This window comes from Streptomyces sp. NPDC053367 (assembly GCF_044545925.1).
In the GTDB taxonomy this organism is placed as follows: domain Bacteria; phylum Actinomycetota; class Actinomycetes; order Streptomycetales; family Streptomycetaceae; genus Streptomyces.
In genome coordinates, this window is record NZ_JBITYN010000003.1 from 519,570 (window position 1) to 535,602 (window position 16,033).

13 protein-coding genes are annotated in these 16,033 nt (G+C 72.3%); 5 read left to right on the plus strand and 8 right to left on the minus strand.

The window, feature by feature from the left end:
- Positions 1-17: 17 nt before the first annotated feature.
- Complete coding sequence (locus ACIGXJ_RS12025; protein WP_399643434.1) at positions 18-923, plus strand: NUDIX hydrolase; 906 nt, start codon at positions 18-20, stop codon at positions 921-923.
- On the plus strand, positions 920-1,750 hold the full coding sequence (locus tag ACIGXJ_RS12030; RefSeq protein WP_399643436.1) for an MBL fold metallo-hydrolase: 831 nt from the start codon (positions 920-922) through the stop codon (positions 1,748-1,750). The genes ACIGXJ_RS12025 and ACIGXJ_RS12030 overlap by 4 nt, the downstream gene beginning before the upstream one ends.
- Here ACIGXJ_RS12030 and ACIGXJ_RS12035 read toward each other — a convergent pair.
- Together ACIGXJ_RS12035 and ACIGXJ_RS12040 are read right to left on the minus strand one after the other, a co-directional pair.
- Positions 1,747-2,589, minus strand: coding sequence for a nucleotidyltransferase domain-containing protein (locus ACIGXJ_RS12035; protein WP_399643438.1), 843 nt, complete (start codon positions 2,587-2,589; stop codon positions 1,747-1,749). The genes ACIGXJ_RS12030 and ACIGXJ_RS12035 overlap by 4 nt on opposite strands.
- Positions 2,590-2,693: 104 nt before the next feature.
- Positions 2,694-3,368 (minus strand): Crp/Fnr family transcriptional regulator, encoded by a 675-nt coding sequence (locus ACIGXJ_RS12040; protein WP_029382547.1) that lies wholly within the window; start codon positions 3,366-3,368, stop codon positions 2,694-2,696.
- Between the two features lie 275 nt (positions 3,369-3,643).
- On the opposite strand from ACIGXJ_RS12040, the gene nth reads away from it, so the two are divergent.
- From nth to ACIGXJ_RS12055, 3 genes are all read left to right on the plus strand, one after another.
- Positions 3,644-4,906: an endonuclease III gene (nth, locus tag ACIGXJ_RS12045; protein WP_399643440.1), complete on the plus strand. Its 1,263-nt coding sequence runs from the start codon at positions 3,644-3,646 to the stop codon at positions 4,904-4,906.
- A 91-nt stretch (positions 4,907-4,997) separates the two neighbouring features.
- Entirely contained in the window at positions 4,998-5,693 is a 696-nt protein-coding gene (locus tag ACIGXJ_RS12050; RefSeq protein ID WP_399643442.1) for an NUDIX hydrolase, read from the plus strand.
- A 124-nt stretch (positions 5,694-5,817) separates the two neighbouring features.
- Complete coding sequence (locus ACIGXJ_RS12055; RefSeq protein ID WP_399643444.1) at positions 5,818-7,017, plus strand: MarP family serine protease; 1,200 nt, start codon at positions 5,818-5,820, stop codon at positions 7,015-7,017.
- 19 nt (positions 7,018-7,036) lie between these two features.
- On the opposite strand, the gene ACIGXJ_RS12060 is transcribed toward ACIGXJ_RS12055, so the two are convergent.
- From ACIGXJ_RS12060 to ACIGXJ_RS12085, 6 genes are all read right to left on the minus strand, one after another.
- On the minus strand, positions 7,037-7,216 hold the full coding sequence (locus ACIGXJ_RS12060; RefSeq protein ID WP_399643446.1) for a hypothetical protein: 180 nt from the start codon (positions 7,214-7,216) through the stop codon (positions 7,037-7,039).
- Positions 7,217-7,402: 186 nt separating this feature from the next.
- A complete protein-coding gene (locus ACIGXJ_RS12065) occupies positions 7,403-8,341 on the minus strand; it encodes an alpha/beta fold hydrolase (protein WP_399643448.1) in 939 nt (312 codons plus the stop codon).
- Complete coding sequence (locus ACIGXJ_RS12070) at positions 8,338-8,826, minus strand: phage holin family protein (protein ID WP_399643450.1); 489 nt, start codon at positions 8,824-8,826, stop codon at positions 8,338-8,340. The genes ACIGXJ_RS12065 and ACIGXJ_RS12070 overlap by 4 nt, the downstream gene beginning before the upstream one ends.
- Before the next feature lie 78 nt (positions 8,827-8,904).
- The gene (nhaA, locus tag ACIGXJ_RS12075; protein WP_399643452.1) at positions 8,905-10,335 is read right to left on the minus strand and encodes a Na+/H+ antiporter NhaA; all 1,431 of its coding nucleotides are present in this window, start codon (positions 10,333-10,335) and stop codon (positions 8,905-8,907) included.
- Between the two features lie 165 nt (positions 10,336-10,500).
- A complete protein-coding gene (acs, locus tag ACIGXJ_RS12080) occupies positions 10,501-12,456 on the minus strand; it encodes an acetate--CoA ligase (protein WP_399643453.1) in 1,956 nt (651 codons plus the stop codon).
- A gap of 209 nt (positions 12,457-12,665) precedes the next feature.
- A complete protein-coding gene (locus ACIGXJ_RS12085) occupies positions 12,666-15,905 on the minus strand; it encodes a SulP family inorganic anion transporter (RefSeq protein ID WP_399643455.1) in 3,240 nt (1,079 codons plus the stop codon).
- Between the last annotated feature and the right edge of the window lie 128 nt (positions 15,906-16,033).

Here is a 16,033-nt window from a genome sequence, read left to right on the forward strand (position 1 = left end):
CGGGATAGCCTCCGGCCATGGCGAACGGTCAGTGGTACCCCCCTCAGTGGCCGGACCGGATCCGCGCGCTCGCGGACGGCACCCTCACACCCGTGCCTCCCAAGCGCGCGGCCACCGTCATGCTCCTGAAGGACGGGCCGGACGGTCCGTCCGTGCACATGCTGCGCAGACGCGCCTCCATGGCCTTCGCCGGAGGCGCGTACGCCTACCCGGGCGGCGGCGTCGACCCGCGCGACGACGACCAGCAGATCCGCTGGGCGGGCCCCCCGCGCGCGTGGTGGGCCGACCGGCTCGGCGTGGACGAGCGCGGCGCCCAGGCGATCGTCTGCGCGGCCGTACGGGAGATGTTCGAGGAGGCCGGTGTCCTGCTCGCCGGGTCCGACCCGGACACGGTCGTCGGCGACACCACGGGCGACGACTGGGAGGCCGACCGCGCGGCGCTGGTGGCCCGGGAGTTCTCCTTCGCCGAGTTCCTCGACCGCCGCGGCTTGGTGCTGCGCTCGGACCTGCTGGGCGCCTGGACGCGCTGGATCACCCCGGAGTTCGAGGAGCGCCGCTACGACACCTGGTTCTTCGTCGCCGTCCTGCCCGTCGGCCAGCGCACCCGCGACGTCTCGACGGAGGCGGACCGCACGGTGTGGATCCGCCCGCTCGACGCGGCCGCCGGCTACGACAAGGGCGAGCTGCTGATGATGCCGCCGACGATCGCCACCCTGCGCCAGCTCACGCCGTACGCCACGGCCGCCGAGGCGCTCGCCGCCGCGCCCGCCCGCGACATGACGCCGGTGCTGGCCCGGGCCCGCCTGGACGGCGACGAGATCGTCCTGTCCTGGCCGGGCCACGACGAGTTCACCAAGCACGTCCCGACGGCGCAGCCCCAGCCCCGGGCACCGCACACCCCGACCGGTGGAGCCCCCGCATGACCGACGCAAGCGCCCTTCCCGGCCAGCCACGCGGTGGGGTCCTCTCGGGCCCCGCCACCCCGCGCGCGGTGAACGTGCTGGCGCCCAACGCCTCCGCGATGACCCTGGACGGCACCAACACCTGGATCCTCGCCGAGCCGGACTCCGGCCTGGCCGTGGTGGTCGACCCGGGCCCCCTGGACGAGGGTCACCTCCGCGCGGTCGTCGGCACGGCCGAGCGGGCCGGCAAGCGCGTCGCCCTGACCCTGCTCACCCACGGCCACCCCGACCACGCCGAGGGTGCCGCCCGGTTCGCCGAGCTGACCGGCACACGCGTGCGTGCCCTCGACCCGGCGCTGCGCCTCGGTGACGAGGGACTGGCCGCGGGTGACGTCGTCGAGATCGGCGGCCTGGAGCTGAGGGTCGTACCGACGCCCGGGCACACCGCCGACTCCCTGAGCTTCCATCTGCCGGCCGATCAGGCGGTGCTGACCGGCGACACGGTCCTCGGACGCGGTACGACGGTCGTGGCGCACCCCGACGGGCGGCTCGGCGACTACCTGGACTCCCTGCGCCGCCTGCGGTCCCTCACGGTCGACGACGGTGTGCACACCGTGCTGCCGGGCCACGGGCCGGTCCTGGAGGACGCCCAGGGCGTCGTGGAGTACTACCTCGCCCACCGCGCCCACCGGCTCGCCCAGGTCGAGACGGCCGTGGAGAACGGTTACCGCACGCCCGCGCAGATCGTCGCCCATGTGTACGCCGACGTGGACCGCTCCCTGTGGCCCGCGGCCGAGCTGTCGGTACGGGCCCAGCTGGACTACCTCCAGGAGCACGGCCTCATCTAGTCGCCCGGTCGTGGCGTCTTCGTGCCGTGCACGCGCGTGTACTCCCGCGCCAGCCAGGGCCCCAGGTCGTCGACGTACGACCGCAGCAGGCCGGGGTCGGCGGTCGGCTCGTACCCGAGGACGGCCGCGGAGCGCAGTTCCTCGGCCCGCTCGGGGTGGTACCGCGCGAACGCCTCGGCCATCTCGTGCAGGTCGCTGGTCCAGCCGTTCCAGCGGGGCATGACGAGGGTGAAGCCGGTGCGCACGAGGTGCCGGGACATGAACCGGACCAGGCGCCTGCGCTCGGCCTCCGTCGTGGCCGCGGCGACACGGTCCCGCCAGCGCGGCAGGAGCAGCGCGAGGTCGCCGTTGGTCTCGCGGGCCAGCCTGGAGTCGGGGCGGTAGCGCGGGAGGTGCTCGGCGAGGTCCTCGCCGAGCAGCGGGGTGCACAGACACGCCACGAACCAGCCCAGGTCGTACCGCTCCAGGTCGCTCAGCAGCCGCGCCCGGCTGTACAGCAGCGCGCCGACCCCGTCGATCTGCCCGAAGGCGCGGTCGAGGTCGTCCCCGAGCGTCCGTACGGCGTCCCGGTCGGCGTCCGTCGGCTCCGCGCGCAGGGCGATCAGCAGGTCCAGGTCGCTGCGGCCCACGCGCGCGGTGCCGCGCGGGACGGAGCCGTAGAGGTAGGCGCTGTGCAACCGGTCCCCGAGGACGTCGGGGAGCCGGTCGCGCGCGGCGGCCACGACCGGCCGGAAGGCGTGCGGGACACGTTCCGGGGAACCCTCGCGCTCGATGTGACCCTGCGGGTCGAGGCCGGGGCGCAGCCCCCCGGGGCCGACGCGGTGAACCGTTTCGGTCATGGGCCCACTGTGCCCGGGTCGGGGCACAGTGGCAGCGCATTTTCTGCGCGGGCGGGCGAACGCCACCTGTCGGCCGGCCCGGTGTCACTCGCCGGGCCGGGCGCTCAGCGGGAGCGCTTGGCGAGCCGCTCCACGTCCAGCAGGATCACGGCCCGCGCCTCCAGGCGCAGCCAGCCGCGCTGCGCGAAGTCGGCGAGCGCCTTGTTGACCGTCTCGCGCGAGGCGCCGACCAGCTGGGCCAGCTCCTCCTGCGTCAGGTCGTGAACGACGTGGATGCCCTCCTCCGACTGCACGCCGAAGCGGCGGGAGAGGTCCAGCAGGGCGCGCGCGACACGTCCCGGGACGTCGGAGAAGACCAGGTCCGACATGGCGTCGTTGGTCTTGCGCAGCCGGCGGGCGACGGCGCGCAGCAGCGCGGCGGCCACCTCGGGACGCGCGTTCAGCCAGGGCTGAAGGTCGCCGTGGCCGAGGCCCAGCAGCTTGACCTCGGTCAGCGCGGTGGCGGTCGCGGTGCGCGGGCCCGGGTCGAACAGCGACAGCTCGCCGATCAGCTCGCCGGGGCCGACGACGGCGAGCATGTTCTCGCGGCCGTCGGGGGAGGTGCGGTGCAGCTTGACCTTGCCCTCGGTGACCACGTAGAGCCGGTCGCCCGGGTCGCCCTCGTGGAACAGGGAGTCGCCCCGCGCCAGGGTCACCTCACTCATGGAGGCGCGAAGCTCCGCGGCCTGCTCGTCGTCGAGAGCAGCGAAGAGCGGGTTGCGCCGCAGAACGTCGTCCACGAGTTCTCTCCTATTCGACCTGCTCAGGGGATCTTGTTCCCCTGTTTACCAGGGGACCGAGGTGCCCATTTTGCCGGACGGTCCAAACAGTGTGATCTGTCACAAGGATGCCGCACTGGTGTCCGCTGTTAAGCGCCAGGGGTCCAATTGGGCGCCGATCTTCAGGGTCCGGGACGGATGTCAGTGGCGGGCCGTAGGCTGGCCGGGTGTCCAAATCGCCGGTGAGAGCGCAGGCCGAGGGGGCTGGGCGGATGGTTGTACGGCGGGATTCCGCTGTGGGCGAACAGGCCACTGACGGCGGTAGGAAGGCGGCAAAAGCGACGAAGAGGGTGTCGGTGGAGCAGGCGGCGGGAGAGAAGACGACGGCCGAGAAGAAGGCCACCCCGGCGAAGAGGGCCGTTTCGGCCAAGAGGGCGACGGGGGAGAAGAAGGCGGCACCGGTGAAGAAGGCCGCCTCCAAGAAGACTGCCGCTGCCAAGAAGACGGCCGCCGCGAAGAAGACCTCCGCCGCGAAGAAGACCTCCGCCGCGAAGGAGACGGCCGCCGCGAAGAAGACCTCCGCCGCGAAGAAGACCGCTCCCGCGAAGACCACCGGCGCGTCCAAGGCGACCGGCCCCGCGAAGACTTCCCGCGCCGCCAAGTCCGCCCCCGCCGTGAAGAAGACGACCGGCTCCGCCAGGAAGACACCCGCCGTCGTCGCCAAGAAGGCCACCGCCGCGGTGCAGGCCCCGCCCGCGAAGACGATCGCCGCCGAGCCGCCGAGGGGCGAGTCGCGTACGGCGCTGGTCCGCCGGGCCCGCCGTATCGATCGCGAACTGGCCGAGGTCTACCCGTACGCCCACCCCGAGCTGGACTTCGAGAACCCCTTCCAACTGCTCGTCGCCACCGTGCTGTCGGCGCAGACCACCGACCTGAGGGTCAACCAGACGACCCCGGCGCTGTTCGCGAAGTACCCGACCCCCGAGGACCTGGCCGCCGCGAACCCGGAGGAGGTCGAGGAGATCCTGCGCCCGACCGGGTTCTTCCGGGCCAAGACCAAGTCGGTCATAGGGCTGTCCAAGGGCCTGGTGGAGCAGTTCGGCGGGGAGGTGCCGGGGCGGCTGGAGGACCTGGTCAAGCTGCCGGGCGTCGGCCGCAAGACCGCGTTCGTGGTGCTGGGCAACGCCTTCGGGCGGCCCGGCATCACCGTGGACACGCACTTCCAGCGGCTCGTGCGGCGCTGGCGGTGGACCGACGAGACCGACCCGGACAAGATCGAGGCGGCCGTCGGCGCGCTGTTCCCCAAGAGCGACTGGACCGATCTGTCGCACCACGTCATCTGGCACGGCCGCCGTATCTGCCACGCCCGCAAGCCGGCCTGCGGCGCCTGCCCCATCGCCCCGCTCTGCCCGGCGTACGGCGAGGGGGAGACCGACCCGGAGAAGGCGAAGAAGCTCCTGAAGTACGAGAAGGGCGGCCTGCCCGGGCAGCGCCTGAACCCGCCGAAGTCCTACCTGGAGGCGGGCGGCATCCCCGCGCCGCCGCTGGGGGCCGGATGACGGGGCGTAGGACGGGCACCCGACGGCCGTACCCGCCCGGGGAACGATCAGGGCGGGTCCGCGCGTTGGAACGGGTGGAACGGGGGTGGCGATGACACGGGCGAGCCATACGCGAGGCGGTGCGGTCGCGCTCAGCAAGGAGGGCCTGCCCGCCTGGCTCGAGCCGGTGGTGCGCGCCGCGGACACGGTCAAGCCGCTGGAGCTGAGCCGCTTCCTGCCGCCGGAGAACGGCTCGGGGCGGCAGTCGGCCGTGCTCATCCTGTTCGGTGAGGGCGCCGGAGGGCCCGAGCTGCTGCTGATGGAGCGGGCGGGCTCGCTGCGCTCGCACGCCGGCCAGCCGTCCTTCCCCGGCGGTGCCCTGGACCCGGAGGACGGCGACCCGGCGACCGACGGCCCGCTGCGGGCGGCCCTGCGCGAGGCCGAGGAGGAGACCGGGCTCGATCCGTCCGGAGTGCAGCTCTTCGGCGTGCTGCCCCGGCTGTACATCCCGGTCAGCGGCTTCGTCGTCACCCCGGTCCTCGGCTGGTGGCGCGAGCCCAGCCCGGTCGGCGTCGTCGACCCGAACGAGACCGCGCGGGTCTTCACCGTGCCCGTGGCGGATCTCACGGACCCGGCCAACCGCGTCACCACCGTCCACCCCAGCGGCCACCGAGGCCCGGCATTCCTGGTCGAATCGGCGCTCGTCTGGGGTTTCACGGCCGGTGTCATCGACCGCCTGCTGCACTTCTCCGGCTGGGAGCGCCCCTGGGACCGGGACAAGCAGGTCCCGCTCGACTGGCGCGCATGACAGGGTGGCCCACGTGCTGTGTTTCCGGGGAGCCGCGCCCACGTGCCGCCGCGCGGCGGGCCGCGCCCCCGGGCCGGCCGGACGAGCGGAGTGAGCGGAAGATGACGAGGCGAGGCCTGAAGCGGTGAACGTGCTGGACATCCTGTTGCTGGTCGCGGCGGTGTGGTTCGCGATCGTGGGCTACCGCCAGGGCTTCGTCGTCGGCATCCTGTCGGTGATCGGCTTCCTCGGCGGCGGCCTGGTCGCCGTCTACACCCTGCCGGTCATCTGGGACGCCATGACCGACAACTCCGAGGTCAGCACGGGCGCCGCCGTCGTCGCGGTCATCGTCGTCATCGTCTGCGCCTCGATCGGCCAGGCGCTGACCACCCACCTCGGCAACAAGCTCCGCCGCTACATCACCTGGTCCCCGGCCCGCGCCCTGGACGCCACCGGCGGCGCCCTGGTCAACGTCGTGGCGATGCTGCTGGTGGCCTGGCTGATCGGCTCGGCCCTCGCCGGCACCACCCTGCCGACCCTCGGCAAGGAGGTCCGCAACTCCAAGGTGCTGCTCGGGGTGTCACGGGCGCTGCCGGCGCAGGCCGACACCTGGTTCGCGGACTTCTCCTCGGTCCTCGCGCAGAACGGCTTCCCGCAGGTCTTCAGCCCCTTCGCCAACGAGCCGATCACCGACGTACGGCCCCCGGACCCCGCCCTGGCGCGCAGCGCGGTGGCCGTGCGCGCGCAGCGCTCCATCGTGAAGGTGATGGGCACCGCGGAGAGCTGCGGCAAGGTGCTGGAAGGCACCGGCTTCGTCTTCGACGACCGCCGGGTGATGACCAACGCGCATGTCGTCGGCGGCGTCGACGAGCCCACCGTCCAGATAGGCGGCGAGGGCCGCCGCTACGACGCCACCGTCGTCCTGTACGACTGGAAGCGCGACATCGCCGTCCTGGACGTGCCCGATCTCAGCGCGCCCGCCCTGAAGTTCACGCCCACCGACGCCGAGAGCGGTGACGACGCGATCGTCGCAGGCTTCCCGGAGAACGGCTCGTACGACGTGCGCGCCGCACGGGTGCGTGGGCGGATCCCGGCCAACGGGCCGGACATCTACCACCGCGGCACCGTGCGCCGTGATGTGTACTCGCTGTACGCGACCGTCCGTCAGGGCAACTCCGGCGGCCCCCTGCTCACCCCCGAGGGCGAGGTCTACGGCGTGGTCTTCGCGAAGTCCCTGGACGACGCCGACACCGGCTACGCCCTGACGGTGGACGAGATCGCGGAGGACATCACCAAGGGCCGCACGGCGACCGAGCAGGTGGACAGCGACAGCTGCGCGCTGTGAGACCGCGGTGCCCCGAGGGTCAGCCGCGGGGGTGGCGCAGGCGGACCGAGACCCAGCGGGCCCGGCGGCGCAGGATGCGCGGAATGCCCACCCGCGGGTCGCTGCCCGGCAGTTGCGGGGCACCTCGCTGGTGGGAGCTCAGGGAGTTGCCCGAGCGGCGATTGCGTGCTGCGTCACTGTAGTCGTGCGTCCAGCCCATACCCCGACGTCTGCCCCCGCCCGAAGGTCGATAACCGCGCCCGTGCCCCCCAATTGGCCTATGCGGGCGGCAAGTGGCCGTTCGAGGGACAGGTGTTCCGCTTCCGGATACCGGGCGCACCGACACCGTCACGCAAGGGTTCGACGCCGTTCATCCGCGGACGCCCGTAAGGGTGAACCGTAGGGCCTAGCGGTCCGGTTCGGGGTCCTTGAGCCAGTTGATGAGCTCGGTGGAGAACGCCACCGGGTCCTCCTCGTGCGGGAAGTGCCCGAGCCCGTCGAACAGCCGCCAGCGGTACGGTGCCTCGACGTACTCGCCGGAGCCCGCCGCGCTGCGTGTGCGCAGCACGGGGTCGAGCGAGCCGTGCAGATGCAGGGTCGGGACCCGTACGGGTCGCTTCATGCGCCGGTTGAACTGGATGCCGTCGGGGCGGGCCAGCGAGCGCACCAGCCAGCGGTACGGCTCGATGGAGCAATGCGCCGTCGAGGGGATGCACATCGCCCTCCGGTACGTCGCCACCGCCTCGTCCTCCGGCAGCCGCGGCCCGGACCAGTCCCGGATCAGCCGGCCGACCAGCGCCCCGTCGTCGGCGACGAGCTGCCGTTCGGGGATCCAGGGCCGCTGGAAGCCCCAGATGTAGGAGCTCGCGGCGGTCTGCTTGACGTCGGCGAGCATCGCCGAGCGCCAGCGCCGCGGGTGCGGCATCGAGGCCACCGCGAGGCGCCGGATGAGCTTGGGCCGCATCACGGCCGCGGTCCAGGCCAGATAGCCGCCGAGGTCGTGGCCGACCAGCGCGGCGTCGGGCTCGCCGAGGGAGCGGATGACGCCGGTGACGTCGAGGGCCAGGTTGGCGGGGTCGTAGCCGCGGGGGGTGCGGTCGCTGCCGCCGACGCCGCGCAGGTCCATGGCGACCGCCCGGAACCCGGCGTCGGCGAGCGCGGTCAGCTGGTGCCGCCAGGTCCACCAGAACTGGGGGAAGCCGTGCAGCAGCATCACGAGCGGGCCGTCGCCGAGCTCCGCGATGTGGAAGCGCGCGCCGTTGGCGGCGACCTCGCGGTGCGTCCAGGGCCCGTCGGGTCGTACGACCGAGGCGGGCGAGGCGGGGGGAGTGGCGGGGTCCGTCATGAGGACGAGCGTGCCACAGCCTCGATGGCCGCGGGCTCCCGATCCTGCGGCAGCGCGGGCCGCGGGTGCGGCTTGGCCTTCTGCAGCACGCCCGCCGACTCCTTCATGGACGCGGCGACCTTCTGCGGGCCCTTGCTCCTGGACGCCTTCTTCGCGAACAGCACGCCGATCAGCGCCAGCACGGCCGCGACCAGCACGTTCGCCGCGAAGGACAGCAGGAAGCAGATCGCGAGGTTCCAGTTGCTCCAGGTGCGGATGCCGTAGGCCAGGGCGAAGTTGAGCATCGGCAGGGAGAACACCAGCACCGCGCCGGCCACCGTGAACGCGCCGCCGCTCACCGCGCCGCGTTTGACGTCCTGCTTCAGCTGCGCCTTCGCCAGCGCGATCTCGTCGTGCACCAGCGCCGACAACTCGGTCGTCGCGGAGGCGAACAACTGGCCGATGCTGCGTTCGGCGCCGACCGGGCTGCCGTCGGGTGCGCTCATCGCGTTCTCCCTCTTGTGATCTGGCTGGACTGAGTGCCGTGTCCCGTGCACCGTCGTCCTTTGTACCGTCCCGTCAGATCATGCCGGACGGTCGTTCTCCGCGCTTGCCCCGCCCGTCACTTCGGCACGCCGCGCGGTGGCCTTCTCCTCCGCGATCCTGCGGTGTTCGGCCGCCTTGCGCTCGTGGATCGCGGCCATACGGAGGTGATAGGCCGGGTCGTCCTGCTCGTAGATGTCCGGAATGCCGTCGAGGTCGTCGTCCCGCTCCTCGGCCTCGTACAGGCGCCGATACTTGCTGTTGCGGATCTTCAGCAGGACCGTGGCGAGGGTCGCCGCGATCAGCGAGCCGACCAGGACGGCCGCCTTGACCTCGCCCGTGAGTGTCGCGTCGTCCTCGAAGGCCAGCTCGCCGATGAGCAGCGAGACGGTGAACCCGATGCCGGCCAGCGTGGCCACCGCGAAGACGTCGGCCCACTCCAGGTCCTCGCTGAGGGACGCCCTGGTGAAGCGGGCGGTCAGCCAGGTGCCGCCGAAGATGCCGACCGTCTTGCCGACGACCAGGCCGAGCACGACCCCGAGGGTCTCCGGCCGGGTGAACACTTCCCGCAGCGCGCCGCCCGACACCGACACACCGGCGCTGAACAGCGCGAACAGCGGCACGGCGAGTCCCGCCGACAGCGGGCGTACGAGGTGCTCGATCTGTTCGCCGGGGGAGTGCTCCTCGCCCTCGCGGGGGGTGCAGCGCAGCATCAGGCCCATGGCGACGCCCGCGATGGTGGCGTGGATGCCGCTGTTGTACATCAGGCCCCAGATCACCACGGCCAGCGGTACGTAGACGTACCAGCCGCGTACGCCCGTGCGCAGCAGCAGCCAGAAGACGACGAGGCCGGCGAGCGCGCCGCCGAGCGCGGCGAAGTCGATGTCGCCGGTGAAGAAGACGGCGATGATCAGGATGGCGAACAGGTCGTCGACGACGGCGAGCGTGAGCAGGAAGGCGCGCAGGGCGCTCGGCAGTGAGGTCCCGATGACCGCGAGCACGGCGAGCGCGAAGGCGATGTCGGTGGCGGTGGGCACCGCCCAGCCCTTGAGGGAGCCGTCGCCCGCGGCGTTGGTGAGGACGTAGACCAGCGCGGGCGCCGCCATGCCGCACAGCGCGGCCACGACGGGCAGCGCCGCGGCCCTGGGCTCGCGCAGGTCTCCGGCGACGAGCTCGCGCTTGAGCTCGATGCCGGCCACGAAGAAGAAGACCGCGAGGAGCCCGTCGGCGGCCCAGTGGGCGACGGAGAGGTTCAGGCCGAGGGCCTCGGGGCCGAAGTGGTGGTGCGCGACGCTCTCGTAGCTGTCGTGCAGTGCGGGGACGTTGGCCCAGATCAGCGCGGCGATGGCGGCGGCCAGCAGCAGCACGCCGCCGACGGTCTCGGTGCGCAGCGCCTCCGCCACATAGCGCCGCTCGGGCAGGGACAGGCGTCCGAGGACCTTGCGGGGGGCGGTGTCGCGGGGGGCGGTCACGGCGGGGACCTCCGGTCGGTGGGCAGGACGGAGCAGCTGCCGACCAGACTTCCCGGCACACCTATTTGCTTAGTTTACCTAAGATGCGCTGTGGTGCGCGTTGCAGCCGTGACGGGCGGCACCCGCGCAGGGTGCCGCCCGTCACGGCTCTGTGCTCCGTACGGCTCAGTCCTCGCTGGGCGCGGCCGGGAGCTTCGCCTGGATGAGGTCCATGACCGTGGAGTCGGTCAGGGTGGTGACGTCGCCGAGCTGACGGTTCTCCGCGACGTCCCGCAGCAGCCGTCGCATGATCTTGCCGGAGCGGGTCTTCGGCAGCTCGGCCACCGGCAGGATCCGCTTGGGCTTGGCGATCGGGCCGAGGGTCGCGCCGACGTGGTTGCGCAGCTCGTCGACGAGGGAGTCGTTCTCGGACGCCGTACCCCGCAGGATCACGAACGCCACGATCGCCTGGCCGGTCGTCTCGTCCGCCGCGCCGACCACGGCCGCCTCGGCGACCGACGGGTGCGAGACCAGCGCGGACTCGACCTCGGTGGTGGAGATGTTGTGCCCGGACACGAGCATCACGTCGTCCACCCGGCCCAGCAGCCAGATGTCCCCGTCGTCGTCCTTCTTCGCGCCGTCACCGGCGAAGTACCTGCCCTCGAACCGCGACCAGTACGTGTCGATGAACCGCTGGTCGTCGCCCCAGATGGTGCGCAGCATCGACGGCCACGGCTCGGTCAGCACCAGATAGCCACCGCCGCCGTCGGGCACCTCGTTCGCCTCGTCGTCGACGACGGTCGCCGAGATGCCGGGCAGCGGCGTCTGCGCCGAACCGGGCTTGGCCTCGGTCACGCCGGGCAGAGGCGAGATCATCATGGCGCCGGTCTCGGTCTGCCACCAGGTGTCCACGACCGGGGTCCGGTCGGCGCCGATGTGCTTGCGGTACCAGATCCACGCCTCGGGGTTGATCGGCTCGCCCACCGAGCCCAGCACCCGCAGGCTCGACAGGTCGAACTTCGCGGGGATGTCGTCGCCCCACTTCATGAACGTACGGATCGCGGTCGGCGCCGTGTACAGGATGGTGACCTTGTACTTCTGCACGATCTCCCAGAACCGGCCCTGGTGCGGCGTGTCCGGCGTGCCCTCGTACATCACCTGCGTCGCGCCGTTCGCGAGCGGCCCGTACACGATGTACGAGTGCCCGGTCACCCAGCCGACGTCGGCGGTGCACCAGTAGACGTCCGTCTCCGGCTTGAGGTCGAAGACGGCGTGATGGGTGTACGCGGTCTGGGTGAGGTAGCCGCCGGAGGTGTGCAGGATGCCCTTCGGCTTACCCGTCGTCCCGGACGTGTAGAGGATGAAGAGCGGCTGCTCGGCGTTGAACGCCTCAGGCGTGTGCTCGGCGGACTGCCGCTCGACGATCTCGTGCCACCACACGTCGCGGCTGCCGTCCCAGGCGACGTCCTGGCCGGTGCGGCGCACGACCAGCACATGCTCGACGTTGTCGACCTTGGTGATCGCCTCGTCCACCGCCGGCTTCAGCGCGGACGGCTTGCCGCGCCGGTAGCCGCCGTCGGCCGTGATGACGACCTTGGCGTCCGCGTCCTGGATACGGGTGGCGAGCGCGTCCGCCGAGAAGCCGCCGAACACCACCGAGTGCGCCGCACCGATCCGGGCGCACGCCAGCATCGCGATCGCCGCCTCGGGGATCATCGGCAGGTACACGGCGACCCGGTCGCCCTGCCGGACACCCAGTTCCAGCAGCGCGTTGGCCGCCTTGGACACCTCGTCCTTGAGCTCGGCGTAGGTGATGGCGCGGCTGTCGCCCGGCTCGCCCTCGAAGTGGATGGCGACCCGGTCGCCGTGCCCGGCCTCCACATGCCGGTCCACGCAGTTGTAGGCGACGTTCAGCTCGCCGTCCTTGAACCACTTCGCGAACGGCGGGTTGGACCAGTCCAGGGTCTCCGTCGGTTCCTTGGCCCAGGTCAGGCGCCGGGCCTGCGCGGCCCAGAAACCGAGCCTGTCAGCCTTGGCCTGCTCGTACGCCTCCGCGGTGACGTTGGCGTCCGCGGCCAGGTCAGCGGGCGGCGCAAAGCGTCGCTCCTCCTTCAAGAGGTTGGCCAGGCTCTCGTTGCTCACGACATCTCCCTTTCCCAGGGTGTCCGTTGTGTCCCAGGCCACAGCTCATCAGACCCGAGGGTCCGCTGACAAGGGTCGTCCGGAAATTGGTTTAGACCTGTGTGGGCTGCTGGTCGCCGCCGTGGCCGGGGCGTCCGATCGTTTTGTCCGACGGTTCCCACGGACGCCCCTGCCACCGGGTTCAGGCGGCTACCTGCATGTAACGCCCCTCACACCGGGCTGCGCAGCTCCTCCGCGCCCGCGACATGCTCGAACAGAGTGCCTCCCTCGTGCCCCTCCCGCCCTTCGGCTCCCTCGCTTCCCTCGTCTCCCGTGAGCAGGTAGGCCTGGGCCTCGCCCACGTGGAAGTACATCCCGTGCAGCTCCAGCGCGCCGCGCCGCAGCGCCTGCGCCACCGACTCATGGGCGCGCAGATGCTCCAGCTGCTGGACGACGTTGGTCAGGCACAACTGCTCGACCGCGTCGACCGGCTCCCGCCCGGCCAACCGCGCCCAGGGCCGGCTGTCGTCCGCCATGCGCTCCAGGCTCGGCAGCCCGTGCCTCAGCCACCGCTTGAGCGGGGTCTGAGCACCTGCCGGCTCGGCGCTGAGCAGCGCCTGCATGGCCCCGCATCCCGAGTGCCCACACACCGTGATGGACCGCACCTGGAGCACGTCCACCGCGTACTCGATCGCGGCCGCCACCGAGTCGTCCCCGCTCTCCGCCTCCGGCAGCGGTACGAGGTTGCCCACGTTGCGCACCACGAACAGGTCGCCCGGACCACTGGAGGTGATCATCGAGGTGACCACGCGCGAGTCGGCGCACGTCAGGAACAACTGCGAAGGCCGCTGCCCCTCCCGGGCCAGTCGGGCCAACTCGCCCCGCATCAGGGGAGCGGTGTTGCGCTGGAACGCGGTGATCCCACGCACGAGTTGGCGCTGGCCGCGCCTGGGGGCGAGGGGGGTGCTGGGAGTGGTGGTCGGACTGGTCGGACTGGTCGGACTGGTCGGATTGGTCGGGGTGTGTTGCGGGTGGGCCGCGTGGGCGTCTGGGTGGGGGGCCTCCTCTTGTGGGGCGGGGGTGTCGGGGTGGGCGTGGGTCTTGTCGTCGAGGCCGGTGTCCGGGGCGCGGACGGCTTGGTCGGGGTCGGGGTCGGTGGCTCCGGCGGGTCCGGGGTCGGGGTCGGGGTCGGGGTCGGTGGCTCCGGCGGGTCCGGCGGGTCCGGGGTCGGCCTGGCCGTCGGGGCCGGCGTGTCCGTCCTGGTCGGCGGCGGTGACGGGCCTGCCCCCGGGTGCAAGCCCATCGGATCCGGCCGCAGCCCTGTCCGTGCCGGGCGGCTGTCCGGTGGCACGGGTGGACAGTCGCTCCTGGGGCTGGGGCTGGGGCTGGGTGTGGCCTTGAGCGTGGGCGTGGGCGTGGGTGTGGCCTTGAGCGTGGGTGTGGCCTTGAGCGTGGGCCTGAGTCTGGGCGCGGGCGTCCTCGGCGTGGGCGCCGGGCGCGTGGCGTGCGTCCGGCGCGGGGGCTCCGTCGGTGGCCGTCTCGGCCGGGCGGTCGCACTGATGGTTGCGCCAGGGTGTCCAGGGACGACAGCGGCAGGCGGCGGGGTCGGCCGGGGGCTCCCCGTCACCGGTGCCCTCGCCCTCGCGGGACTCGGCGAGGACGGCGGGTTCGGCGATGCGGACTCCGGCGCGGCGTCCTGTCAGCTCGACGGTGCCTCCGTGGGCGGTGTGCGAGGTCTGCCAGTCCTGTAGTGACTCGTAGGCCGCGTGGTCCATGAACGACCCGTCCAACTCCACGACGACCTGGGCGCCTTGGGGTACGAGATGCAGGGCGCGGCTGAGCCGGGGCACCGCGAGGAACGTCAACTGGCCTCGTACATGTACGTGATGGACTCCTTCCTTCTCGTCGTGCGTGATACGGGTGCGGGTGAGGCGGTTGAGTGCGACGGCCACGGCTACGGCGACGCCGAGCGCCACGCCCTCCAGGACTCCGAGGAACACCACGCCGGCGGTGGTGACGGCGTACACCAGTGCTTCTCGGTGCCGGGTCACCGTGCGGATGTGGTGCAGGGACACCATCTGGATGCCGACGGCCATCACCAGGGCGGCGAGCGAGGCGAGCGGGATGAGCTCCAGGATCGGGACCATCAGCAGCGCGGCGACTACTACGAGAACGCCGTGCATCGCCGTGGAGTTCCGGCTGACGGCACCGGCTTGCACATTCGCCGAACTTCGCACCGCCACACCGGCGACGGGCAAACCGCCGAGGGCTCCGGAGACGATGTTGGCGGCGCCCTGGCCGAGCAGTTCACGGTCGAGGTCGGAGCGGGCGATACGGGGGGCGCGACCGGAAGGGGCCGTGGCCCCGGTGTCGCCCTCCGTCTGCCCTTCACCGCGAGCCCGCCCCTGTCCGGAGGCAGCCCCCCGTGCGGAGGCTGCCCCCCGTGCGGAGGTAGCCCCCCGTGCGGAGGTAGCCCCCCGTGCGGAGGTAGCCCCCCGTGCGGCGGCCAGCTTGTCCACGGCGACCGCGCCCAGCAGCGACTGGACGCTGCACACCAGCGTGATCGTGAGGACGGCGGTGGCGATGCCGGTCACCGGGCCCTCGGGCATGCCGGCCAGCGCGTGGCTGCTCCAGGACGGCAGTTCGACCTTGGGCAGGCTGAGGGCGGTGACCGAGGCTGTCGCGGTGGCACCGGCGACGGCGACGAGCGGGGCCGGGATCGTCCGCAGCAGCCGTCCCGCCCGGCCCGGGATCCTGGGCCACAGGAACAGCAGGGCGAGGGTCAGGACGCTCATCGCGACGGCGGCGGGGTGCACCTTGGCCAACTGGGCGGGCAGTCCGGCGAGGTTGTCGAGCACCGCGCTCTGCGGTGTGCCGCCCAGGACGATGTGCAGCTGGGCGACAGCGATGGTGACGCCGATGCCGGCGAGCATGCCGTGAACGATCGCCGGGCTGACGGCGAGCGCCGTGCGGGCCACCCGCAGTCGGCCCAGGAGCAGTTGGGTGCAGCCGGCGAGGACGGTGATGGCGCAGGTGGTGCGCCAGCCGTACTGGTGGATGAGGTCGGCGGTGACCACTGTCAGGCCGGCGGCCGGCCCGCTGACCTGGAGCGGCGATCCGCCGAGCAGTCCGGCCACCACTCCGCCGACGGCGGCGGCGACGAGGCCGGCCTGGAGGGGGGCGTCGGTGGCCAGGGCGATGCCCAGGGACAGGGGCAGGGCGATCAGGAAGACCGCGATCGAGGCGGACACATCGGCGCCGGCGACACGGAAGCTGCGGCGGCGCCGGCCCGTCGGCGGGCTGTGCGGCGGGTGGGCCCGCTGGGCGAGGGCGCCGGAGTCGGCGGCGGCGTGCTCTTCCACGGGTCCGGGGGCAGGGGCCCCGGCGGGCGTGGAGGTCTGCTGCCCGCTGGGCGCGGGCTTGTGGGCCGGGTCGTAGGTCTTGGGGTGTGTAGGGACGCTGGCTGACATGTTCCCGTCTCCTCCGGGGCAGCGCGGTCGCGGAACAGGTGGTCCCCGCCGGGGCGGCGGGGTCGGGTCGCGGCCGTGGGTCACGGCGTGCAGCGGCGGGATGATCAACTCTGAATCAACGCTCGGTA